Origin of the sequence: Rhodopseudomonas pseudopalustris (assembly GCF_900110435.1) — a bacterium.
Lineage (GTDB): Bacteria > Pseudomonadota > Alphaproteobacteria > Rhizobiales > Xanthobacteraceae > Rhodopseudomonas > Rhodopseudomonas pseudopalustris.
This window is the reverse complement of record NZ_FODT01000002.1, coordinates 279,574-301,953: the sequence shown is the minus strand read 5'-3', so window position 1 is coordinate 301,953 and position 22,380 is coordinate 279,574. Positions and strand designations below refer to the sequence as shown.

25 protein-coding genes and 1 tRNA gene are annotated in these 22,380 nt (G+C 65.2%); 8 read left to right on the top strand and 18 right to left on the bottom strand.

Features of this window, described 5'->3' with window-relative positions:
- The first annotated feature begins 142 nt into the window (after nt 1-142).
- The gene (locus BMY71_RS04760; protein WP_092682098.1) at nt 143-994 is read left to right on the top strand and encodes a DUF1499 domain-containing protein; all 852 of its coding nucleotides are present in this window, start codon (nt 143-145) and stop codon (nt 992-994) included.
- Between the two features lie 256 nt (nt 995-1,250).
- On the opposite strand, the gene BMY71_RS04755 is transcribed toward BMY71_RS04760, so the two are convergent.
- The 7 genes from BMY71_RS04755 to BMY71_RS04725 form a co-directional block, all read right to left on the bottom strand.
- A complete protein-coding gene (locus tag BMY71_RS04755) occupies nt 1,251-2,183 on the bottom strand; it encodes an MBL fold metallo-hydrolase (protein ID WP_092682096.1) in 933 nt (310 codons plus the stop codon).
- A 187-nt stretch (nt 2,184-2,370) separates the two neighbouring features.
- Entirely contained in the window at nt 2,371-3,585 is a 1,215-nt protein-coding gene (locus BMY71_RS04750; RefSeq protein WP_011501686.1) for an acyl-CoA dehydrogenase, read from the bottom strand.
- 57 nt (nt 3,586-3,642) lie between these two features.
- On the bottom strand, nt 3,643-4,722 hold the full coding sequence (gene ribB / locus BMY71_RS04745) for a 3,4-dihydroxy-2-butanone-4-phosphate synthase (RefSeq protein WP_041805175.1): 1,080 nt from the start codon (nt 4,720-4,722) through the stop codon (nt 3,643-3,645).
- Nucleotides 4,723-4,804: 82 nt separating this feature from the next.
- Nucleotides 4,805-5,185 carry a carboxymuconolactone decarboxylase family protein gene (locus tag BMY71_RS04740; RefSeq protein ID WP_011501684.1) on the bottom strand — a complete coding sequence of 127 codons (381 nt, stop codon included), beginning with the start codon at nt 5,183-5,185 and terminating at the stop codon, nt 4,805-4,807.
- A gap of 75 nt (nt 5,186-5,260) precedes the next feature.
- The gene (locus tag BMY71_RS04735; RefSeq protein WP_011501683.1) at nt 5,261-5,452 is read right to left on the bottom strand and encodes a YgaP family membrane protein; all 192 of its coding nucleotides are present in this window, start codon (nt 5,450-5,452) and stop codon (nt 5,261-5,263) included.
- A gap of 99 nt (nt 5,453-5,551) precedes the next feature.
- On the bottom strand, nt 5,552-6,226 hold the full coding sequence (locus tag BMY71_RS04730; RefSeq protein ID WP_041805729.1) for a Crp/Fnr family transcriptional regulator: 675 nt from the start codon (nt 6,224-6,226) through the stop codon (nt 5,552-5,554).
- A gap of 100 nt (nt 6,227-6,326) precedes the next feature.
- Nucleotides 6,327-6,563 carry a hypothetical protein gene (locus tag BMY71_RS04725; RefSeq protein WP_092682094.1) on the bottom strand — a complete coding sequence of 79 codons (237 nt, stop codon included), beginning with the start codon at nt 6,561-6,563 and terminating at the stop codon, nt 6,327-6,329.
- Nucleotides 6,564-6,825: 262 nt separating this feature from the next.
- On the opposite strand from BMY71_RS04725, the gene BMY71_RS24800 reads away from it, so the two are divergent.
- The gene (locus BMY71_RS24800) at nt 6,826-6,966 is read left to right on the top strand and encodes a hypothetical protein (protein ID WP_175557612.1); all 141 of its coding nucleotides are present in this window, start codon (nt 6,826-6,828) and stop codon (nt 6,964-6,966) included.
- Nucleotides 6,963-8,003, top strand: a complete 1,041-nt coding sequence (gene cobD / locus BMY71_RS04720; RefSeq protein ID WP_092682092.1) for a threonine-phosphate decarboxylase CobD — start codon at nt 6,963-6,965, stop codon at nt 8,001-8,003. The genes BMY71_RS24800 and cobD overlap by 4 nt, the downstream gene beginning before the upstream one ends.
- A gap of 149 nt (nt 8,004-8,152) precedes the next feature.
- On the opposite strand, the gene BMY71_RS04715 is transcribed toward cobD, so the two are convergent.
- The 8 genes from BMY71_RS04715 to BMY71_RS04680 all read right to left on the bottom strand — a co-directional run bounded on the left by BMY71_RS04715 (nt 8,153) and on the right by BMY71_RS04680 (nt 15,347).
- Complete coding sequence (locus BMY71_RS04715; RefSeq protein ID WP_049760675.1) at nt 8,153-8,464, bottom strand: hypothetical protein; 312 nt, start codon at nt 8,462-8,464, stop codon at nt 8,153-8,155.
- A 234-nt stretch (nt 8,465-8,698) separates the two neighbouring features.
- Nucleotides 8,699-10,219 (bottom strand): class I adenylate-forming enzyme family protein, encoded by a 1,521-nt coding sequence (locus BMY71_RS04710; protein ID WP_092682090.1) that lies wholly within the window; start codon nt 10,217-10,219, stop codon nt 8,699-8,701.
- A 180-nt stretch (nt 10,220-10,399) separates the two neighbouring features.
- The gene (locus BMY71_RS04705; protein ID WP_092682461.1) at nt 10,400-11,683 is read right to left on the bottom strand and encodes an ABC transporter substrate-binding protein; all 1,284 of its coding nucleotides are present in this window, start codon (nt 11,681-11,683) and stop codon (nt 10,400-10,402) included.
- 67 nt (nt 11,684-11,750) lie between these two features.
- Nucleotides 11,751-12,215, bottom strand: coding sequence for an Lrp/AsnC family transcriptional regulator (locus BMY71_RS04700; RefSeq protein ID WP_011501675.1), 465 nt, complete (start codon nt 12,213-12,215; stop codon nt 11,751-11,753).
- Between the two features lie 180 nt (nt 12,216-12,395).
- The gene (locus tag BMY71_RS04695; protein WP_011501674.1) at nt 12,396-13,157 is read right to left on the bottom strand and encodes an SDR family NAD(P)-dependent oxidoreductase; all 762 of its coding nucleotides are present in this window, start codon (nt 13,155-13,157) and stop codon (nt 12,396-12,398) included.
- A 27-nt stretch (nt 13,158-13,184) separates the two neighbouring features.
- Nucleotides 13,185-13,595, bottom strand: coding sequence for a PaaI family thioesterase (locus tag BMY71_RS04690; protein WP_092682088.1), 411 nt, complete (start codon nt 13,593-13,595; stop codon nt 13,185-13,187).
- Nucleotides 13,592-14,611, bottom strand: coding sequence for a zinc-binding dehydrogenase (locus tag BMY71_RS04685; RefSeq protein WP_011501672.1), 1,020 nt, complete (start codon nt 14,609-14,611; stop codon nt 13,592-13,594). The genes BMY71_RS04690 and BMY71_RS04685 overlap by 4 nt, the downstream gene beginning before the upstream one ends.
- 16 nt (nt 14,612-14,627) lie before the next feature.
- Nucleotides 14,628-15,347 (bottom strand): aspartate/glutamate racemase family protein, encoded by a 720-nt coding sequence (locus BMY71_RS04680; protein WP_092682459.1) that lies wholly within the window; start codon nt 15,345-15,347, stop codon nt 14,628-14,630.
- Between the two features lie 431 nt (nt 15,348-15,778).
- Here BMY71_RS04680 and BMY71_RS04675 point away from each other — a divergent pair, with 431 nt between their 5' ends.
- Nucleotides 15,779-17,050, top strand: a complete 1,272-nt coding sequence (locus BMY71_RS04675) for an acyl-CoA dehydrogenase family protein (RefSeq protein WP_092682086.1) — start codon at nt 15,779-15,781, stop codon at nt 17,048-17,050.
- A gap of 633 nt (nt 17,051-17,683) precedes the next feature.
- Here the strand turns inward: BMY71_RS04675 and BMY71_RS04670 are convergent.
- Nucleotides 17,684-17,980, bottom strand: coding sequence for a type II toxin-antitoxin system RelE/ParE family toxin (locus tag BMY71_RS04670; protein ID WP_092682084.1), 297 nt, complete (start codon nt 17,978-17,980; stop codon nt 17,684-17,686).
- On the bottom strand, nt 17,970-18,236 hold the full coding sequence (locus tag BMY71_RS04665) for a type II toxin-antitoxin system ParD family antitoxin (RefSeq protein ID WP_092682082.1): 267 nt from the start codon (nt 18,234-18,236) through the stop codon (nt 17,970-17,972). The genes BMY71_RS04670 and BMY71_RS04665 overlap by 11 nt, the downstream gene beginning before the upstream one ends.
- 244 nt (nt 18,237-18,480) lie before the next feature.
- On the opposite strand from BMY71_RS04665, the gene BMY71_RS24795 reads away from it, so the two are divergent.
- Both BMY71_RS24795 and BMY71_RS04660 read left to right on the top strand, forming a co-directional pair.
- Nucleotides 18,481-18,621 carry a hypothetical protein gene (locus tag BMY71_RS24795; RefSeq protein WP_175557611.1) on the top strand — a complete coding sequence of 47 codons (141 nt, stop codon included), beginning with the start codon at nt 18,481-18,483 and terminating at the stop codon, nt 18,619-18,621.
- Nucleotides 18,622-18,684: 63 nt separating this feature from the next.
- The gene (locus tag BMY71_RS04660; protein ID WP_139202598.1) at nt 18,685-19,203 is read left to right on the top strand and encodes a hypothetical protein; all 519 of its coding nucleotides are present in this window, start codon (nt 18,685-18,687) and stop codon (nt 19,201-19,203) included.
- A 468-nt stretch (nt 19,204-19,671) separates the two neighbouring features.
- On the opposite strand, the gene BMY71_RS04655 is transcribed toward BMY71_RS04660, so the two are convergent.
- Nucleotides 19,672-19,748, bottom strand: a tRNA-Pro gene (locus BMY71_RS04655).
- Nucleotides 19,749-19,816: 68 nt separating this feature from the next.
- On the opposite strand from BMY71_RS04655, the gene BMY71_RS04650 reads away from it, so the two are divergent.
- Entirely contained in the window at nt 19,817-20,806 is a 990-nt protein-coding gene (locus BMY71_RS04650; protein ID WP_092682078.1) for an L-threonylcarbamoyladenylate synthase, read from the top strand.
- 88 nt (nt 20,807-20,894) lie between these two features.
- Nucleotides 20,895-22,322: an FAD-binding oxidoreductase gene (locus BMY71_RS04645; RefSeq protein WP_092682076.1), complete on the top strand. Its 1,428-nt coding sequence runs from the start codon at nt 20,895-20,897 to the stop codon at nt 22,320-22,322.
- Nucleotides 22,323-22,380 lie beyond the last annotated feature (58 nt).

Here is a 22,380-nt window from a genome sequence, read left to right as displayed (position 1 = left end):
CGGCAAGCGCCGTGCAGCCCTCGGCGTTTCGCTGCAGTAATCCGGCCTTGAATTTCCACAGCCGCCATGGTCTCAACGGATCGGCTTGCGGCGCGGCCCGATGGCGGCAGGCGCAGTCTCCTACCCGGCAGAACGAACAGCGATGGCGCGCAGATTTTCCGCTCCCTATCAGATGGAGCCCGTATCGCGCCTCGCCAGCTGGGCGCGTATGCTGGCGGTGTTCGCGGCCATCGCGGCCGTGGTCTCGACCCTTGTGGTTCGGTTCGACTTCCTCGAAGTGCGCCCGGCGATGGCCACGTTCTTCGGCGCGCTGGCGCTGGCCGGGCTCTCGATCGTGCTGGCGCTGGCCGGCTTCGCCTCGATCTGGCAGAACGGATCGCGCGGCATGGCGCGCATCCTGCTGGCGCTGTTGATCGATGTGCTGATCCTCGCCTACCCGTCTTATCTCGGCTGGCAGTATCGGACGCTGCCCGCGATCCACGACATCACCACCGACGCGATCGACCCGCCGAAATTCGAGACGCTGGCGCGGCTGCGCGTCGGCGACGGCGCCAACACCGCGGTCTATGCCGGCCTGTACTCCGCCGAGCTGCAGCACACGGCCTACCCGGCGATCGAGACCGTGCAGGTCGATCTGCCTGTGCAGCGCGCCTATGAGCTGGCGCTGAATCTGGTCAACCGCCGCAAATGGCGGGTGGTCGATGCGCGGCCGCCGCAGCTGCCGCGGCGCGAGGGACACATCGAGGCGGTCGCGCGCACCATGGTGATGGGCCTGCCCGAAGACGTCGCAATCCGCATCCTGCCGGACGGCGACGGCGCCAGGATCGATATCCGCTCCGCCTCGCGCTACTTCGAAAGCGACCTCGGCAGCAACGCCGCGCGCATCGCCAAGCTCAGCGAAGACATCACCACCGCCGCCGAGAACGCGCCGACGCCAAAGCCCGACCCGGCCGCAAAGCAGCCGGCGAAGGGCAAGGCGGCGCCGAAGAAGTAGGGCAGCGTCGCGCGAGACAGAAGAAGTGGCACGTCCGCGGGATCATTGTCGTCACCGGCCTTGCCGCGCAGACGGCGCGCTCCCTCTCCCGCTTGCGGAACAGGGTCGGACGATACGGGCACTGACTGAGCAAGTGCGGAGCGGAGTGCCTCACCCGGATCGCGACGCGATCCGACCTCTCCCGCAAGCGGGAGAGGTCGGGCTGTGCCGGCTCGACTGCGGTCTATGACCGACAGCGCAATACAGGCCGTGCCTGTTACTTCGCCAGCCGGTAGCGCCCGCCGATCACCGGGTCGCCCTCCGTCGCGACGATGCCGCGCAACACCAGATCTTCGAGATGCGCCAGCACGGAATAGCCGGCGGCGGTCATCAGCCGCGGGTCGATGCCGATATAGATCGCGCGCACAATCGTCGGGATGTCGGTCTCGCCTTTCGCCAATCGGTACAGGATCGAGGCTTCGCGGGCGAGGCGATGGCGCTTCAGGAAGTGCGAGTAGCGCGGGCCTTCGAGGATCTCGGCGCCGTGGCCGGACAGATAGAGCTGCTCGGAGCGCGCGATCAGAAGGTCGATCGAATTCATGTAATCGACCATCGAGCCGTCCGGCGGCGCCACGATCGAGGTCGACCAGCCCATGATGTGGTCGCCGACGAACAGCGCGTCGCGCTCGCGCCAGGCGAACGCCATGTGGTTGGCGGTGCGCCCCGGCGTCGCCACCGCTTCCACCGTCCAGCCGTCGCCTTCGATCACATCGCCGTCGCGGATCGCGACGTCGGGTTTGAAGTTGCGGTCGGCGCCGGATTCGGTCGAGACCTTCTCGCTCTCGAAATACGGCCGCGAGGCGCGGTGCGGGCCTTCGGCATAAACCGTCGCGCCGGTCGCGGCCTTGAGCCGCGGCGTGCCGGGCGAATGATCCTTGTGGGTGTGGGTGACGAGGATGTGGGTGACGGTCTCGCCCTTCACCGCATCGATCAGCGCATTCGCATGCGCCTCGCTGTCGGGGCCAGGATCGATGATCGCCACCTTGCCGGTACCCACGATGTAGCTGACCGTGCCGGTGAAGGTGAAGGGCGAAGGGTTGTCGCACAGCACGCGGCGCAGGCCGGGGCGGACCTCCTCGACGACGCCCGGCTTCAGCGGAAAGTCGCGGTTGAACGGAACGTCGTCGGGGTTGGCACTGGCGTCGCTCATGGCGTTTCCCGGTTTGTTTGTTGTTATCGTGGTACCGAGCGCAGCGAGACCAATCTATGAGTTCGTCATTCCGGGGCGCGCGCAGCGCGAACCCGGAATCCATAACCACCGCCGGGAGTATGGATTCCGGGTCTGCGCCCAAGAGGGCGCATCCCGGAATGACGTCGCAAGGTGGTGCTCACTCGCCTTACGAAAACGCCTGAATCCCGGTGATGGCGCGGCCGAGGATCAAGGCGTGGACGTCGTGGGTGCCCTCGTAGGTATTCACGGTCTCGAGGTTCTGGGCATGGCGCATCACGTGGTACTCGATCTGGATGCCGTTGCCGCCGTGCATATCGCGAGCGACGCGGGCGATGTCGAGCGCCTTGCCGCAATTGTTGCGTTTGACGATCGAGATCATCTCCGGCGCGACCTTGCCCTCGTCCATCAGCCGGCCGACGCGCAAGCTCGCCTGCACGCCGAGCGCGATCTCGGTCTGCATGTCGGCGAGCTTCTTCTGCACCAGCTGGGTCGCCGCGAGCGGGCGGTTGAACTGCTTGCGGTCCAGCGTATACTGCCGGGCGCGCTGCATACAGTCTTCCGCGGCGCCCATCACGCCCCAGGAAATGCCGTAGCGGGCGCGGTTGAGGCAGCCGAACGGACCCTTGAGGCCGGAGACGTTGGGCAGCAGCGCCTCTTCCGGCACCACGACGCCATCCATCACGATCTCGCCGGTGATCGAGGCGCGCAACGAGAGCTTGCCGCCGATCTTCGGCGCCGACAGGCCCTTCATGCCCTTCTCGAGGATGAAGCCGCGGATCTGGTTGTCGTGCGCGGCCGACTTCGCCCACACCACGAACACGTCGGCGATCGGCGCGTTGGAGATCCACATCTTGCTGCCGCTGAGACGATAGCCATCGGCGACCTTCTCGGCCTTGGTCTTCATGCCGCCGGGATCGGAGCCGGCGTCGGGCTCGGTCAGACCGAAGCACCCGACCCATTCGCCGGAGGCGAGCTTGGGCAGATACTTCTTGCGCTGGGTCTCGTCGCCGTAAGCGTAGATCGGATACATCACCAGTGACGACTGCACCGAGTTCATCGAGCGATAGCCGCTATCGACCCGCTCGATCTCGCGCGCCACCAGGCCGTAGGCAACATAGCTGGCATTGGCGCAGCCATAGTCCTCGGGCAGCGTGACGCCGATCAGGCCGAGCGAACCCATCTCGTTGAAGATCTCGCGGTCGGTCTTCTCTTCGAGATAGGCCTGCGAGACGCGCGGCAACAGCTTGTCCTGCGCATAGGCGCGGGCGGTGTCGCGGATCATCCGCTCGTCTTCGGTGAGCTGGTCTTCCAGAAGCAGCGGGTCGTCCCACTTGAAGCTCGCGGGAGCCGGCTTGTCCTTGGTTTGCGCACGCACGCTCATCGATCATCCTTTCACGACGCTGCCGCGTGTTGCGACGGCAGGAAGGTAAAACGTTGGTCAGGCGCCTTCAAGGTGCTCGCTCGAGACGATCTCGATCCCGAAACCCGACAGACCCTTGTAGTCGAGGTGCGACGAGGTGAGATGCCGGATCGAGCTGACGCCGAGGTCGCGCAGGATCTGGGCGCCGACGCCGATCTCGCGCCACTGTCGGTGGCGATCGGCCTCGGCCGAACTCGCCTCGTCGATCGGCGCGACGGGAACGCCGGCGGCGCCGTCGCGCAGATAGATCAGCACGCCGGAGCCGTTGTTGCGGAAATGCTCGAGCACCGCCTCGATCCGGCGCGGACCGGTGAAGATCTCTTTCACGATGTTCGGCTTGTGGAACCGCACCAGCACGTTCCGCCCGTCGCCGACGCCGTTATAGACGCAGGCGACGTGGGCGATCTCGTCGAAGGGCGAGCGATAGGCGTAGCCCTGCATCGGACCGATCGGGCTTTCCATCGTGAACATCGCCACGCGTTCGATCAATTTCTCGCGCGCCTGACGATGCGCGATCAGGTCGGCGATCGTGACCAGCTTGAGGTTGTGCTTCTTGGCGAATTCGACGACCTGCGCGCCCTTGGTGACGGTGCCGTCGTCGTTCATCAATTCGCTGATGACGCCAACCGGCGGCAGGCCGGCGAGCCGGCACAGATCGACCGCGGCCTCGGTGTGGCCGGATCGCAGCAGCACGCCGCCGTCGCGGGCGATCAGCGGGAAGATGTGGCCGGGGCGCGCGAAGTCGGCGGCGCCGGCGTTCGGATTGGCCAGCGCGCGGCAGCACGAGGCGCGCTCTTCCGCCGAAATACCGGTGCCGTTATCGGGCTTGTAGTCGATCGAAACGGTGAAGGCGGTGGTGTGATTGCTGTCGTTGTGCGCGACCATCGGATCGAGCCGCAGCCGGCGGGCGTCGTCCATGGTGATCGGAGCGCAGACGATGCCCGAGGTGTGGCGGATGATGAACGCCATCTTCTCGGAGTTGCACAGCGAGGCCGCGACGACGAGATCGCCCTCACCCTCGCGATCATCGTCATCGGTGACGACGACGATTTCGCCGGCGGCAAATGCTTGGAGAACGTCCTGTATCGGGTGCGCCATGGTCACTCTCTGGGTAGACGAGTAGACCATATGACGCAGCGCGCGCGGCGACGCAACCCGCGCGGCTGCGGGTTGGCTGCGGCTACCGCACAGCGGAATTGGCGGCTTCCGCTGCGGCCTTTTTCTGCGCGAACTGATCGTAGGCCTCGACCGCCTGCGCCGCGTACATCACGCTGGGACCGGCGCCCATGTAGATCGCCATCCCCATCGTTTCCATGATCTCGTCGCGGGTCGCGCCGTGCTTGACCGCGGCCTCGGCGTGAAAGCCGATGCAGCCGTCGCAGCGGGTGGCGACCGAGATCGCAAGCGCGATCAATTCCTTGGTCTTGGTGTCGAGCGCGTTGGCTTTCAGCGCGGCCTGCGCGATCGCGGAGAAGCCCTTCATCACGTCCGGCGCGCCGCCGCGCACTTCGCGCAGCGCCACCGAAAGCTCGCCAGTCAGATCGATCCAGTTCTTGTGCATTTTCTCACCTGAAAGAGAACAACTCTCGGGATCGGGCCGTACCCGATTCCGAGAGTTCTAACAAACCCCTGTAAATCAGGGCTGCTTGACGGGGCAGGTCTTGATGCCGAGCAGCGTGTAGGCAGGGCAGAAACCGATCGCCGCGGTCAACAGCGGCACGACGCCGACCCACGCCCAGATCGGGCCGCCGGTCAGCGCCCAATAGATCAGTCCGGCGCCGACGATGGCGCGCAGCAGGCGGTCGATCATTCCAACATTGACGGTCATCTTGTTTCCCCTCGCTTGGTTGAGTGACGCATGATGTCTACGACCCCGGGGGCGATCGGTCTGTGACGAAGTCACCGCCGCAGCAAGAGGCGATCCGGCTCAGCGGCCAGCCTGCGCCGCCGCGCGCAGCGGGGCTGCGTTGCGCAGCTCGACCCGGCCGCGGCCGAGGCTGACCCAGCCACGCCGCTCGAACGCCTTGAGATGCCGGCTGACCACTTCGCGCGCTGTGCCGATCTCGGCGGCGAGTTGCTGATGGGTGATCGACAGCCCGCGATTGCCGTCGGCGAGCACCAGCAGCCGCGCGGCGAGACGGGCATCGATCGAGGCGAAAGCCACGTTCTGGATCACCGCCATCAGGTCGGCCATCCGCGCCGCCTGGGCATGGAACACGAAGCTGCGGAATTGCGCCGACCGCGCCATCAGGTCATTGAAGGTCAAAGCCGGAAGGCCGACCGCTTCGACCGGCGTCTCGGTGACGGCGAAGGCGGTGTAGCTGTCGGCGGCGAGCAGCGCCAGCGTGGTCAGGATGCAGATGCTGCCGGGACCGAGCCGATACAGCACGATCTCGTTGCCCTCGGCGTCGAGCTGAAACACCCTCACGCTGCCGCCGGTCACCAGGATGAATGCGCCGCAGGGCTGATCCGGTGCGAACACCGTAGCGCCGGCGGGAAGGCTCATCGCCATCGCGCCGCCGGTCAGCGGCGCGCGTTCGCTCTCGGGCATCCCGGCCAAAGCCGGAAAGCGCTGCAACCAGTCGAGATTGGGCAGGCTCATCGCGACCGCCGGGTTCACCACATCCTGCTGCTATATGCGGCACCGCTACCGGCCCCCGATTGATCCCCATCAATCGGGGACGGCGGCCAACCGCCGCGGCTCAGCTTCTGGCGGCGAGCTGCTGCTGCCGGCGCCAGTACCGCGCCTGCAGACGCGGCGCAATCATCCACGACAGCGGGGCCGAAATGATGAAGCTGCCGAGCACAACGATCGGAATCAAGTCGAATGCGTGGCGCGCGAGCGACGGGAACGTCAGCACCGAGACGAGGCCGACGCCGAAGACGACCGCATTGGTCATCATGAACACCAGCGACGCAATCTGAAAGCGGATCGACATTGCAAACCTCCTGTTTGCAAGTCAAATCCCTGAGCGCACGCTGGTTCCTTGCAACTCACCGCCGGCTCGGGCGGAACCTTTCGCTTATGTCGGGCGATAGCGTTTTCGAGCGAAGTGGATGCCGGTTCGCGTCAAGAAAACGCGTCAGAACATCGAGTTAGAGCTTCGGTTCTGATTCAATCAGAACCGAAAAAGCTCTAGCGCGCGGGAGCCCGCGAGGTGATACATCAGCGGACGGGTGCGCAAAGCGGATGGGCGATCGATGGGTTTGGGACTGGAACGCAAGCTGCAACGCTGGCTCGACGATCACAGCCTGCCGGCGATCATCGCCGGGGTGCTGGGGGTGATCGTGACGCTGGCCCTGATCCTGGTGGTCGGCGGATATTGGCTGGTGACGCCTTGACGGCAGCGGCCGCTGCGACGGCGCTCCGCATTCACGGCGGCCGCGTCGATCTCGCAGCAAGCGCCTATCCTGACGCGCCGCAGCCCTGGATCGATCTTTCGACCGGCATCAATCCGACCGCCTATCCGATCCCGACGCTCGCAGCAGCGGCCTTTGCACGGCTGCCGCTGACGACGGAACTCGACGAATTATGCGCGGCCGCGGCCGAAGCCTATGGGCTGCCCGGCGGCGCAGTGGTGCTTCCCGCGCCGGGCAGCGAGATCGCAATCCGGCTGGCGCCGCTCGTGCTGACGCCGCCACAGCCATCGATCGCGCAAGTCGGCATCCTGGGACCGACCTATGGCTCGCACGCCGCCGCCTGGCGCGCGGCAGGCGCGCAGGTGCATGAGCTCGGCGCCCTGCCCGATCCGCAGGCGCACTTCGATGTCGTGGTGCTCGTCAACCCGAACAATCCGGATGGACACCTGATCGCGCCGGAGCCACTTGCGGACTTTGCCGAGTGCTGGACCGCATCGGGCAAACGCCTGGTGATCGACGAAGCGTTCGGCGACCTCAGGCCGGAATTGTCGGTGCTTGGCGGCGCGGCGTTGCCGCGCGGGGTGGTGGTGCTGCGGTCGCTCGGAAAATTCTTCGGGCTGGCAGGACTGCGGCTCGGCTTCGTGGTGGTCAATGCCGGCGATGCGCCGCGATGGCGTGATCTGCTCGGCGACTGGGCCGCGTCCGGACCGGCCTGCACGATCGCAACCGCTGCGCTGCGCGACAAGGCATGGATCGCGGCGACGCGCAGCCGGCTTGCCGCCGACCGCGGCCGGCTCGACGCAACACTCGCCGCAGCGCAGCTCGAACCGCGCGGCGGAACCGATCTGTTCGGGTTCTACGAAAGCGCGGACGACGGCGATCTGGTCGACCGGTTCGCGCGCGCCGGCATCTTGATCCGCGGCTTCGATCACAGCCCACGGCTTTATCGCTTCGGCCTGCCCGCGGACGAGCCCGCCTGGCAACGGCTGCAGCGGAACTGCGATACTCTTTCGGGATAGAGCTTTTCCGGTTCTGATAGAATCAGAACCGGAACTCTAACTTTTTGTTCTGACGCGTTTTCTTGACGCGAACCGGTCCCCACTTCGCTCGAAAACGCTATTAGCATCTGAACCCGGTCGCGCGGCGCGACCGGGTTTGCAATCTCCGTTCAGGCGGCGCGCCGGATGACCTGCTGGCGGGGCGGCGGCGCCGGCATCGCAACGGTTGTGCGCGAGGAGCGACTGTCGAACGCATCGGGCGCGGTCAGCAGCACCAGGCCCGACAGGCCGGCCCCGGCGCCGATCAGCGCCAGCGTGATCACCAGCGGATAGCCGATGAAATAGATGAGTCCGACGAACAGCACGGCCATGTTAAAGGCAAAGAAGTACTTCGCCTCCGGCGAGCCATGAACGGCATCCTTTGTCAGCCAGCCGATCACCGGCACATGATAGAACGTCCGAGCCAAAGCCTTCACATCCATGCTCCTGCGGTTGCGCGTCGCTCCAGTCGCGATGGTCAGCGGCGGCCGTGAGAGCCGATCGGCCCCGATTTGCTTTCGCGTTTCAATCCGAACTGGATTGCCCATCAGTTGAGCGCAGTGCAGCATTTGTCAATGGAGCACGGCGTCCCACGCGATTGAAACGAGGTCGCAGGAAGGGTTTCCACACCAAATTACCGTACGGGTCGACCGGCCGGTGCCTGTTGGTTCCCGGGATCAAGCCCGCTCGCCAGCCGCCCGACGCCGGGCGGCGATCTGCTCGGCTTCCTGGGTCAATAGCCGGCGATCCGGCTTGTTGGTGGCGGACAGCGGGATGGCGGGCCGGAACTCGACGAAACGCGGGTGGGCGAAGGCCGGGCCGTTGTCGATCGTGAACTTCTTCACGGCCGCCTCGTCGAGTTTGGCGCCATCCTGAAGCACCACGAAGGCGAATGGCAGCGTGCCCTTGATCTCGTCCGGCACCGGCACGATCGCGGCCTGATGCACGCCGGGCACGCGCTCGACCAGCTTCTCGACCTCGCCCGGCCAGACATTTTCACCGCCGACCACGAACATGTCGTCGGCGCGGCCGAGGAAATGGAAGAAGCCGTTCGCATCGCGACGCATGATGTCGCCGGAGCGATACCAGCCGTCCCTCATCACCTCGGCGGTCTTCTCGGGCCGGTTGTTGTAGCCCTCCATCAGCATCGGGTTCTTCATGTAGAGCACGCCCTCGTCCGGCGACGGGCCCTCGCGCAATTCGGCCTGCGCGCCCGCGGTCGGATAGCCGACCGCCGTGTCCGGCCGCGGCAGACCGTCCGGATGCGGACCGAACACGCCGGGACCGGCTTCCGTGGTGCCGTAGGCGTTGCTGATCGCGGCGCCGGGAAACAGGCCCTGAACCTTCTCGACCAGCGGCTTGGTGAGCGGCGCGGAGCCCATCATCACATGGGTCACCGAGGAGAAATCGAGCTGGCCGATCAGATCATGCTCGCGCGCCATCATCGCCATCATGGTCGGCACCGAGGTCAGCCAGGTGACGCGATATCTGGCGATCGCCCGCGCATAGAGCCGCGCATCGAACGACGGCATCAGCACCATCGATGCGCCGGCATGGAGCGCGGTCTTGGCGCTGATCGTCGCGTTCATGTGGAACATCGGCGCGGCGACGATGTAGCGATGCTGCGAACGATCGCTGGCCCGCGCCGCGGTCTCCAGCGCCCACATCTGGGATTCGTGCGATAGCAGCACGCCCTTCGGCATTCCGGTCGAGCCCGAGGTGTACAGGATGGTGGCGACCTCGCGCCCCTGCGGCTCGAACGCGGTGAAGGGTCCGTGGTCGCACAGCGCGGCGTAGCCGTCGGGCGTGTCGAAATCGATGGCGAGCAGATCGTCCGGCACCAGCGAGCGCCGCTCGTGATCGTGGAACACGGCGCGCAGATCGGCATCCTTGACGATGTAGTCGACGGTCTCCCGCGCCAGCTTGAACGAAATCGGCACCGCGACCAGGCCGGCGCGCATGATGCCGAGATACGCCGCGATCATCGGCGCGGAATTCAGCGACATGATGCCGACGCGATCGCCGCGCTTCAGCCCCTTGCCGAGCAGCCCGCGCGCCACCGCGTCGCACGCCGCGTCGAGCGCCGCATAGGCGACTTCCACCGGCCGTTCGGGATCGCGCAAATCGATGATCGCGACTTTGTCGGGATCTTTCGACGGATCGAAGCAGCAGCCGAGATTGCGGGACGGCCAGGACATCAAACAGGCTCCAAACGTGTCGTCATCATGATGGGATCGAGACGCATACGGACCTCGATCCGGGTCGACAAACTCAAGTTCGTCATGCCCGGCCTTGTGCCGGGCATGACGGGGTGAGAGTCCAGAAGCTCCTGCATATCCGAACTTGCTGGACCGCAATCGTCGCTCGGCGAACGCCGCTTACTTCTTCACCAGCGGGCAGGCGCTCTCCGACAGCGGCCGGAATGCCTGATCGCCCGGGATCGTCGCGAGGATGTTGTAGAAATCCCACGGGCCCTTCGACTCCGAAGGCTTCTTCACTTCCGCCAGATACATGTCGTGCACCATGCGGCCGTCGATCCGGATCTTGCCGCCTTTGGCGAAGAAGTCGTCGACCGGGGTGTCGCGCATCTTGGCCATCACCGTCTGCGCATCGAGCGTGCCGGCGGCGGCGACCGCCTTGAGGTAGTGCATCGTCGACGAGTAGTCGCCGGCCTGGGTCGAGGTCGGCATCTTGCCGAACTTCTCCTGGAAGCGCTTCGACCAGGCGCGGGTCTCGTCGTTGCGATCCCAGTAGAACGCTTCGGTCAGCAGCAATCCCTGCGCGGCGTCGAGGCCGAGCGCCTTGGTGTCGTTGAGGTTGATCGCGAGCCCGACCACCTGTTGCTTGCCGCCGCGGCCGATGCCGAACTCGGCCGCCGACTTGATCGAATTGATGGTATCGGCCCCGCCATTGGCCAGCGCGATCACGTCCGCGCCGGAGCTCTGCGCCTGGAGCAGGAAGGAGGAGAAGTCGCTGGTGTTGATCGGGTGCTTGATCTCCGAGACGACCGCGCCGCCGGCGGCTTCGACGAAGCGGCGGCTGTCATTGGCGAGCTGGTGGCCATATGCGAAATCGGCTTCAAGCAGCGCCCACTTCTTCTTGCCGCGGTTGACCACCGCATTGGCCGTGCCGCGGGCGAGCGCATAGGTGTCCCAGGTGTAGTGGATGCTGTTCGGCGTGCACTTCTCGTTGGTGATCACCGAGGTGCTGGCGCCGTTGACGATGGCGATCCGGTCCTTGTTCCTGGTGAGCTCCATCACGCCGAGCGCGACCGAGGAATTCATCAGGTCGGCCAGCATCACCACGTTCTTCTCGTCGATCCACGCGCGCGCCAGCGACAGGCCGACGTCGGCCTTGTTCTGGTGGTCGGCGGAGAGAACCTCGATCGGACGCCCGAGCACCTTGCCGCCGAAATCATCGACCGCCATTTTGACGGCGATCACCGCACCGTGGCCGGAGATGTCGGCGAACAGCCCCGACATGTCGGTGAGCACGCCGATCCGCACCGGCGAGGTGTCGGCGGACTGCTGCGCCGCAGCCCCGCCGATGCCCAGACCTGCAACGCCGAGACTTGTAACACCCAGACTTGCAACACCGAGACCTGCCCAGAGCGCCACCGTCGTCAGCCGCCCGATCACCGCCATGCGATAAGTTCCCATCATCGTCTCTCCCTCCGCCGTTCGTTGTGATTTTTTCAGTTTCTCGTCGCGCATGTCGCCACGATGCGCATCAGACGTCCGCATAATTGAGCGGCAGCGCGGTCGAATATTTGATCGTCTCCATCGCGAAACTGGAGCTGACGTCGAACAGTTCGGCCGCGCTGATCAACCGCTTGTAGACGTTGTCGTAGGCGGCGACGTCCGGCACCACGATCCGCAGCAGATAGTCGACTTCGCCGCTCATGCGATAGAATTCGGTGACCTCGGGGATCTTGGCGATCTCGCGCGCGAACGACGTCATCCATTTGCTGTGATGCTTGTTGGTCTTCAGCGTCACGAACACCGTCACCGGCACGTTGACCAAATTGGCGTCGAGCAGCGCGACCCGGCGCCGGATGATTTTCTTCTCGATCAGCGCCTGGATCCGCCGCCAGCACGGCGAGGTCGACAACCCCGCCTTCTCGGCCACGGCCGCGACCGGCATCATGGCGTCTTCCTGCAAGCAACCGAGAATCTTGAGATCGATGCGATCCATCAACGACCTACCTTTGGCGCGGAACCCGCGCCCTCTCTACAGGATGCCTCGCGTGACAAGAAAGGGAGGCCGACCTCTCGCAGCACTTTGAAAAATCCCGCGCCTGATGAGCAGCGCGGAAGCAAAATCTTCCGTTGATGTCCGGCATCGAACAAAACCATTCGCTGCCGGACATCGAGATCATAGCCGCTGACCGCCGCTGGCTTCGATCGTCTCGCCGGTGATCCAGCCGCCGTTGCGCGAGGCGAGGAAGGCGACGATCGGCGCGATGTCCTCCGGCCCGGCGATGCGGCCGAGCGCGACGCTGTCGCGGATCGCTTCGCTGTGCTGCGGATCCGACGCGGCAGGATTGAGATCGGTCGCGGTCGCCCCCGGCGCCACGGTGTTCACGGTGATGCAGCGCGGGCCGAGATGCACGGCGAGGATGCGGCTCAGCGTCGACAGCGCCGCCTTGGTCGGCGCGTAGACCGGCATGGTCGGAAACGACAGCCGCGTCGCCATCGAGGAGATATTGATGATGCGGCCGCCGTTCGCCAGCACCGGCAGCAGCTTCTGGATCAGGAAGAACGGCGACTTCAGATTGACCTGCACCATGCGATCAAAGTCGGCTTCGGTCACCTGATCGATGGTCTTGCGGTCGTCGATGCCGGCGTTGTTGACGAGGATGTCGAGCGTCGCCGGAATCCGCAGGGTGCGCAGTTCGGCGATCAACTCATCGGCGAGGTGTGCGGCGCCTGCGGCATCGGCGAGATCGGCCGCGACGACAAAGCCCTTGCCGCCTTGGCTCCGGATCAGTTCGAGCGTCTGCTCCGCCTTGTCGCGCTCGGCGCGATAATGGATGCCAACGATCGCGCCGTCCTGCGCCAGCCTGACGGCAATCGCTCGACCGATGCCACGGCTTGCGCCTGTGACGAGAGCGATCCTGTCGGTGAGTGGCTTCATCGTGGCTCCAGTGTCGATATCATCAGATCAGATTGCATAGGTGGCGCGCCCGATCGCGATCAGGGCGCCCTTTTCGTCATGGACGTCGACATCGGCGACGCCGACAGTGCGCCCGAGCCGTCGCACGCGGCCGGTGGTGATCAAAGCGGTGTCGATCGCCGGCCTGAAGTAATCGACACGGAAATTGATGGTCGGCAACCCGCGGCCGACGAACATCACCAGCGCGTAGTCTCCGACGGTGTCGATGATCGACGCGATCGGCCCGCCGTGCCACTGCTTGGTGCCGGGCTCGCGCTCGAACTCCGGCCGCATCGGCGATCGCATCACGATCTCCTGCTTGGCGGCGTCGAGCGCCTGCACCGTCAGGCCGAGAAAGGAGATGAACGGCGACGCCTGCAGCATCGCCTCGATCTGAACCTGATCGAGCGGTTCGGTCATGGCGTCACCACGACCTTGCCGAACACGGTGCGGTCTTCCAGCATCCGCAGCGCGTCCGCCGCCTGCTCGAGCGGGAAGGCCTTGTCGACCTGGGCGCGGAGCTTGCCGGAGGCCAGCAACGCGAACAGCTTCTCGATGTCGTCGCGCTCCCAGCCGTTGGAGCCGCGGACCTGCAGCTCGAACGTCCAGATCACGCGCAGATCTTCGGCCGGATCGTAGCCCGCGGTCGCGCCGCAGGTCAGGATACGGCCGCCGAGCTTCAGCGTGCGAAGCGATTTGACCCAGGTGTCGCCGCCGGTGAAGTTGACCACGACATCGACGCCGCCGTTTTCGGACGAGCCGCCGCCGACCCGCTGCGGCCGGCCGTGGCGCTGACGCACCACCTGCATGAAGTCTTCCTTGGTGTAGAGGATGACTTCGTCGGCGCCGACCTCCTTCAGGCGCTGGCCTTTTTCTTCGGAGCCGGCGCAGGCGATCACATAGGCGCCGGCGATCTTGGCGAGCTGCACGCAGCACACGCCGACGCCGCCGCTGGCGCCCAGGATCAGCACCTTCTCGCCGGCCTTGACGTGACCGTTTGTGGTCATCATGCGATGCGCGGTGCCGTAGGCGACCGGCAGCGCCGCGGCCTGCTCGAAGCTGACATTGTCGGGAATGCGCACGAGCTGATGCGCGCGCGCCTTGCACAGCTCGGCGAGACCGCCGTTCATGGTCTCGCCCATCAGCCCGCCTTCGACGCGGTTGAGCGGATCGACCAGCACGCGGTCGCCGGCCTTCCAGCCTTCGACGCCCTCACCGACCTTCACGATCTCGCCCGCGACGTCGAGCCCCATGATCACCGGCAGCGGGATCTTGATGCCCGGCATGCCGCGACGGGTGAAGATATCGTGATAGTTCAGCGACGTTGCACGCACGCGCAGCAGAACGTCGCCGGGTCCGATATCCGGATCGGGAAAATTCGAATCGAACGAGAGCTTCTCCAGCCCTCCATGTTCCCGCAAGACCATTGCGCGCATTCTTGAACGTCTCCCCTCAGGCTGCGTCGGCGTGGCTGGAAGGCCCGTCGCCGAGTGCGAAATCGACTGCCGCATCGGCATGGAGCAGCGTCGAATCGAATGCCGGTAAATCAATGTTCTCCGGCTGGATCAAGAGGCCGATTTCGGTGCAGCCGAGAATCACGCTGTCGGCGCCCGCGGCGCGGCCGCGCGCGATGACATCCATGTAGCGCTCGCGCGAACCGTCGCGGATAATTCCGCAGCACAACTCGGAGAAGATGATGTCGTGCACCGCGGTGCGGTCGTCCGCATCGGGCACGATGGTCTCGACGCCGTGGCGGCTCATCCGCTCGCGATAGAAATCATGCTCCATCGTGTAGCGGGTTGCGAGCAGCAGCGGCTTGCGCGCGCCGGCCGCCTTCAACTCCAGCGCGCAAATGTCGATGATGTTCAGCAGCGGAACGTCGATCGCGCTCTGCACCGCGTCGGCGAGCTTGTGCATCGTGTTGGTGCAGATCAGCACGCAATCCGCGCCGGCGGCCTGCAATTCACGCGCGATCTTCTGCAGCACCTTCGCGGCGCCGTCCCAATCGTCTGCTTTCTGCATTGCGACGATGCTGTCGAAATCGATCGAGCGCATCAGAATCTCGGCGGAATGCAGCCCGCCGCGGACATTGCGGACCTGTTCGTTGAGCCGGCGATAGTACACCGCCGTACTTTCCCAGCTCATGCCGCCAATCAAGCCGATCGTCTTCATCATCCGTCCTCGCATTCCAGCGGCCGCTCGCGCAACCTGCATCGCGATGATCGTGGCGGAGCGTGAGTCCGGCGCGCCACGCGATCACCGATCGTACGAAAACTCTAACACCGGATGACGATCGACCGGTTTCGTTCTCGCTGCCCGGACGGATTCGTTTTGGAATTGATTTTCTCATGGAGACTTTTGAAGGCATCTGATTCCAATCAGTGGCCACGCATCACAGATGGGTTTCAAGAATGCCGCTCCTTTTGGATTGGCCCAGCTTCGGTGGCGGTTGCCGGTTTGTCCATCCTTGACGACCAAGGGGGCTGGGAAGCCGCCGGTCCCGGACGCGCCTTCGACAATGGCGAGCGTTCGTGCCTATAAAGGTGCGCAACCATCCATGCGAGATGGGCGAACGCGATGAACACATCGGGAGGACGACAAAAATGAAGACTGCATATGCAGCCCGCCAGACCCCCTATACGCTTGCCCCCGAAGACGAATTGAACGACCTGCGGATGTCGGAGCGGGTTCGGCCGCTCTACGACCACGTCAAGAAATTCATCGCGACCACCGTCGAGCCGATGTCGCACGAGTTCGAGATGGCCGAGCAGAAGAACACCGATCGCTGGTCGTTCTCGCCAGAACAGCTCGATATTCTCGGCAAGGCCAAGACCAAGGCCAAGGAAGAAGGTCTGTGGAACTTCTTCCTGCCCGATGCGGAGACCGGCGAGGGGCTGAAGAATCTCGACTACGCCTATATCGCGGCTGAACTCGGCAAGAATCCGCTGGCGTCCGAGACCATGAACTGCTCCGCGCCGGACACCGGCAATATGGAAGTGCTGGAGCGCGTCGGCACGCCCGCGCAAAAAGAAAAGTGGCTGAAGCCGCTGCTCGCCGGCGAGATCCGCTCCGCTTATGTGATGACCGAGCCCAACGTCGCCTCATCGGACGCCAAGAACATCTCGACCAGCGCAAAGCTCGACGGCGACGAGTGGGTGATCAACGGCGAGAAGTACTACATCTCCGGCCTCGGCGATCCGCGCTGCAAGATCATGATCGTGATGGTCAAGACCAATCCGGGCGCAGCGCCGAGCAAGCAGCAGTCGCAGATCCTGGTTCCGGTCGACACCCCCGGCGTCGAGGTGATCGGGCCGATGCACGTGTTCGGCCATGATCACGCCCCGCGCGGCCACATGCATATGCGCTTCAACAATGTCCGCGTGCCGAAGGAGAACATCCTGCTCGGCGAGGGCCGCGGCTTCGAGATCTCGCAGCTCCGCCTCGGCCCCGGCCGCATCCATCATTGCATGCGCACCATCGGCAAGGCCGAGAAGGCGCTCGACATGATGGTGTCGCGGGGTCTCACGCGGGAAGCGTTCGGCCAGAAGATCGCGCATCTGGGCGGCAATCTGCAGATCATCGCGCAGGCCCGCTGCGAAATCGAGGCGATGCGGCTAATGGTGCTGAAGGCCGCCAAGGCGATGGACGTGCTCGGCAACAAGGAAGCGCGCATCTGGGTCAGCATGGTCAAGGCCATGGTGCCCGAGCGCGCCTGCAAGATCATCGATCAGGCGATTCAGATGCACGGCGCGACCGGCATCTCGCAATGGACGCCGCTGGCCGAAATGTACACCGACGTGCGCCATCTGCGATTCGCCGACGGCCCCGACGAAGTCCACTGGATGGTCGTCGGCCGTCACGAACTCACGCTGTAGACCGGGTCGTACCGCCTCGGCCAAGCAACCAAAGCAGCCTCGGTCCGGATTCGCTCCGGACCGAAGCGCCCCCGGTGCCCGCCGACCAGCCCCGGACCGCCCCGGAAGCCGGGAACAACCCGCATCCGCCCCGCGACGGCGCACGATCGCTGCTGGCGGCACGCATCTGCAGGCGTTCGGCCTACGAGGTTTCAAAGCAGCCGTAGAGCAAGAACGACGCTCGGGGCTTGTGCACAGGCTTGGGCACAGCATGACTTGCTGCTCATCCGGCTGCTCGATCTCAATCACTTCTTTGACGACAAGACGGTCAGTTGCGTCCCGAAGATTACCCTGCCGACGAAGGCGGAGGGCCGCTATCGCTGGCTGACGCGGAACGAGGCCGCGAGATTGCTCGGCGCTGCGATCGGCGTCGTCTGGGATGGCGAGCGTGCGTCGTGGAGGCGTAAACACGACGGCGCTTTTGCGCCGCGACCGCTGAATCATCCGCCGCCGCTATCCCGCTGCGCGATTCTGTCTGATGGGCCTGTACGGCGCGCGCCGGGAAGAGACCGTCCGGACTTCCAGGAAGAGGCTGCGGAGGCGTTCGGGGGGCGTCGGTCGTCGCGCCCAACCGTTACTCCTTCGGCTTCGGCGTTAGTCGATATCTTCCGCCGTGATATCGCGGCTGGCGTGCAGGATACGTACAACCTCGACCCCGTTGCCGTCCGGGAGATAGAACACGGAGTAGTTTCCAACGGGGAAGCTGCGAATGTTGTTGCCCAGTTCAGGACGTTCGCGGCCCGCCTTGGGGTTTTCCGCGAGCATCTGGATGGTCCGGTCTATCCGGTGAACGACGGAGCTTGCGGCGGACTCGTTGTCGTCGGCGATGAATAACCAGATTTCGATGAGGTCTTCGCGTGCCTGCGGACGGCGTGTCTGGCTATTTGCCATGACTGTTGGCGGCCTTACGTTGCTTCGCCTCAGCCACCATTTCGTCGATGTCCCAGGCTTCGGCCGGACCACTGTCGAGGCCGTTCTGGATTTCGCCGCGTAGCGCTTCAAGCTTGGCCTTGCGGCGTTCTTCGCGTTCCTCGATGAGGCGTAATCCGTCGCGCATGACCTCGCTGGCCGTGCTGTATCGACCGCTTTCCACGAGGCTCTTGATGAAAGCCTCGTAGTGCTTTCCGACGGTGTAGCTGGTGGCCATGTGCCCTCCCTCTTCTCATAAAGTAATACTTAATGAGGCAGAGGACAATACTGTACTGAAGTACCGCCCGCAGCGCCGGATGCGGTGACGCCTTCGAGAGCCTGGAGGTATAGCGCGCAAAACAAATGGCACGGCGCGCAAGATCATATGGCAACGGTTTTGGAACGGCTTGAAGCCGCCTTCACCGCCTCTTCAATACGGGGAAATCGTCGCAGCCACCGATGATCCAGTCGAACTCCGTGCCATGACCAAGTTGATCGTCGCCCAAACTGCGGGCGGAAATTCGAAGCGCGCAGGCCGAGCCCGGCGCCGGCAAAGCCTCGGCCTGATGCTGGTGCGCGGACTTGTTCTAATTGAGACATTTCTCGACAAGATGGTAGCGTAGCGCAATTGCCACTTGGGATTGGGCGCCTGATTTTGGCAAGGATAGGTAACGGAAATGGCTTGTTTGAAGAGCTTCTCGACAGCTCCCGCGGCTTGGCTGCTGCTGACCATTGGTGCCGCTGCAGGCGATCCGCCGGTCAGCGCCGAGAAGGCCATGATGCAGGTCGACGCGGTCCTTCAGGCACAGAGGCCGGCGACGCCAGATGCTAAGACCGAACCTGCGGCACCGCCTGACTTCAGGGCGACACTCAACGACATCCGCAACGCCGAGCGCCTAGTCATGGCGGCGTTTAAGACCGGCGACGACGGGGAACTGACCGTTCAATCGAGGCGGCTCTTTCAAATCGAGTCGCGGCTGTTGCAAGCAACCAAGCCGGGCGACGTTCGCGCGGCCTGCTGGATGGGCGGCCGGCGATCTCTCCGCTATTGTGTCGGCGATCAAGCGCGCTGCGAGAAACGAAAGCCCCGCCAAGTCGCTGGTGGCAGCCGAGACGCTCGAACAATCCTATCGCCGCAGTCTGACGGCCTGCGAGCGCGCGATCGGCTCCAGCAGCGGCGGCAGCCGGTGAAGCGCCAGACGTAAAGCGGATTTCGGAGGCGGCGGCGTTTCAGCCGGCCGCCGCATCGAAGTCGTAGGTGGGGTTTGAAGATGGCCCGCGTCAGAGTTCCGGCGGCGATCCAGAGAGCGAGAGACGCGAGATCGCACGGAATATCAATGGTTTTCAGTGTTTTCGCCGATTTGATGCGAACTCTGACGTTAGGTCAGAGTTCGGCGTGCCCGATCACTGATTTATCGGGGTTTTCCGGAAGCGCCGCCCGGCGCGGCGGCGCTAGAACTGCCATTTGATCTTGCGCGGCGACCGGGTCCCACGGGACTACTCACGGGCCGTCTAAAGCGTTGCGGCGTCTCACAATATCCCGGAACGTCCCGCCAAATCCCGCCTAACCATCCCCTGCCATATGATCTTGCGCGTTACAGCATTTTGGGATTTTGAGCGGGGATGAAGTGCGCGAGACGCCCGCGTCGGGCTCTCTCAAGCGCTGGAAATCTTGGTCGGAGTGGCAGGATTTGAACCTGCGACCCCTGCGTCCCGAACGCAGTGCTCTACCGGGCTGAGCCACACTCCGACAAGAGGCCGGCTTATAGCGTCGACCTTCGCCCTCCGCAAGCGTCCGAATTGCGATATGAACGAAGGATGACCCTCGATTTGAAAACAAAGACCCTCCCGGCCGGGCCAGACGCGGCCGCGGAGGCTGCGGAGTGCCTGCGCGGCGGCGGATTGATCGGATTTCCGACCGAAACCGTCTACGGGCTCGGCGCCGACGCCGCCAATCCGGCCGCCGTGGCCCGGCTCTACGCCGCCAAGGGCCGACCGTCGTTCAATCCGCTGATCGCCCACGTCGCGAGCCTCGATTCCGCACGCGGGCTCGCCCGATTCGACGCCACAGCGCTGCGCCTCGCCGAGGCCTTCTGGCCCGGGCCGCTGACGCTGGTGCTGCCGAAGGCGCCGGGCTGCACAGTCTCAGACCTCGCCACGGCCGGGCTCGACACCGTTGCGGTGCGGATTCCGGCGCATCCGGTGGCGCAGGCGATCCTGCGCGCATTCGGCGGCGCGGTGGTGGCGCCCTCGGCGAATCGCTCCGGCCATGTCTCGCCGACCACCGCGGCCCATGTCCGGGCCGATCTCGACGGCCGAATCGACCTGATCGTCGATGGCGGGCCGGTCGAGGTCGGGGTCGAATCGACGATTCTGGGCTGCCTTGGCGCGCCGGTGCTGCTGCGGCCCGGCGGTGCGCCGCGCGAGGCGATCGAGCGCCTGCTCGGCTTTGCGCTGGCCGAGCCGGCCGCCGCGCCGGCCGGCGATCACGCCCCGCTGGCGCCGGGGATGCTGGCGTCACATTACGCCCCGGGCGCGCAGGTCCGGCTCGACGCCCGCGACGTCCGCCCCGGCGAGGCGTTGCTGGGCTTCGGCCCCGTCGCGCTGCCGGGCGCCGAGGCCGCCTCCGCGATCCGCAACCTGTCGCCGGCCGGCGATCTCGCCGAGGCGGCAGCGCATCTGTTCGGCTTTCTGCGCGAGCTGGACGCCAGCGGCGCGCACGCGATCGCAGTGATGCCGATCCCGCATCAGGGTCTCGGCGAAGCGATCAACGACCGTCTGCGCCGGGCCGCCGCGCCGCGGGATTGATCGCGCGCGCAGAGTGGTGAAGGGTGACTGCGCACCTCCCGGAGTGATGGGAGGGCGAGGACAGAATCAGGCTCGACGGACAGCTCGCATGAACATCGCCAATCCGCCGCCGATCGTTGCGTTGCCGCCCGAGCTGATCGCGCGCTTTGCCGCTCTCATCGGCGACAAATACGCGGTGACCGACCCGGCCGAGCTGGAAGCCTACGTCACCGAGGAACGTAATCTGTACCGCGGCCACTCGCCGCTGGTGCTGCGGCCGGGCTCGACGGCGGAAATCGCGGCGATCTGCAAGCTCGCCAGCGAGACGCGCGTCGCGCTGGTGCCGCAGGGCGGCAACACCGGCCTGGTCGGCGGCCAGACGCCGCTCAACGGCGAAATCGTGATCTCGCTGAAGCGGATGGACAACATCCGCGAGGTCGACACCTCGTCGAACACCATGACGGTCGAGGCCGGCGTCATCCTGCAGCACGCCCAGGAGCGCGCCGCCAGCGTCGACCGTCTGTTTCCGCTGTCGCTCGGCGCGCAGGGCAGCTGCACCATCGGCGGCAACCTCTCGACCAATGCCGGCGGCACCGCCGCGCTGGCCTATGGGCTGGCACGCGACATGGCGCTCGGGCTCGAAGTGGTGCTGGCCGACGGCCGCATTCTGAACCTGCTGTCGAAGCTGAAGAAGGACAACACCGGCTACGATCTGCGCGATCTGTTCATCGGCGCCGAAGGCACGCTCGGCATCATCACCGCGGCGACGCTGAAGCTGTTTCCGAAGCCGCGCGCGGTCGAGACCGCGTTCGTCGGGCTGCAATCGCCGGCCGACGCCCTGAAGCTGCTCGGCATCGCGCAGGCGGAAGCCGCCGGCAATCTCACCAGCTTCGAGCTGATCGCCGAGATCGCGCTCGACTTCTCGGTGCGCCACGGCCACAACCGCGACCCGCTGCAGAGCCGGCATCCGTGGTACGTGCTGATCGAATTATCGTCGATGCGCGACGACGCGCGTGGCGCGCTGGAGGCGATCCTGGAGCGCGGCTTCGAGGAGGGCGTCGTCGTCGACGCCGCGATCGCGACGTCGCTCACGCAGCAGCAGGCGTTCTGGAAGCTGCGCGAGGAGATTTCTCCGGCGCAGAAGCCGGAAGGCGGCTCGATCAAGCACGACGTCTCGGTGCCCGTCGCGGCGGTGCCGCAGTTCATCGACGAAGCCAATGCGGCGGTGGTGGGGCTGATCCCCGGCGCGCGGCCGGTGCCGTTCGGCCATCTCGGCGACGGCAACATCCACTACAACGTCACCCAGCCGGTCGGCGCCGACAAAGCGGCATTTCTCGGGCGCTGGCACGAGGTCAACACCGTCGTGTTCGCGATCGTCATGAGACTGGGCGGCTCGATCTCGGCCGAGCACGGCATCGGCGTGATGAAGCGCGACGAGCTCCCCGGCGTGAAGGACCAGACCGCGATCGAGCTGATGCGCGCGATCAAGGCGATGCTCGATCCGCAGGGCATCATGAATCCGGGCAAGGTGCTGTAGCCGCCTCGTCGCGCGACACGTCGGCGACCACCGCCAAAACAACGAGCCTCAGAACAAC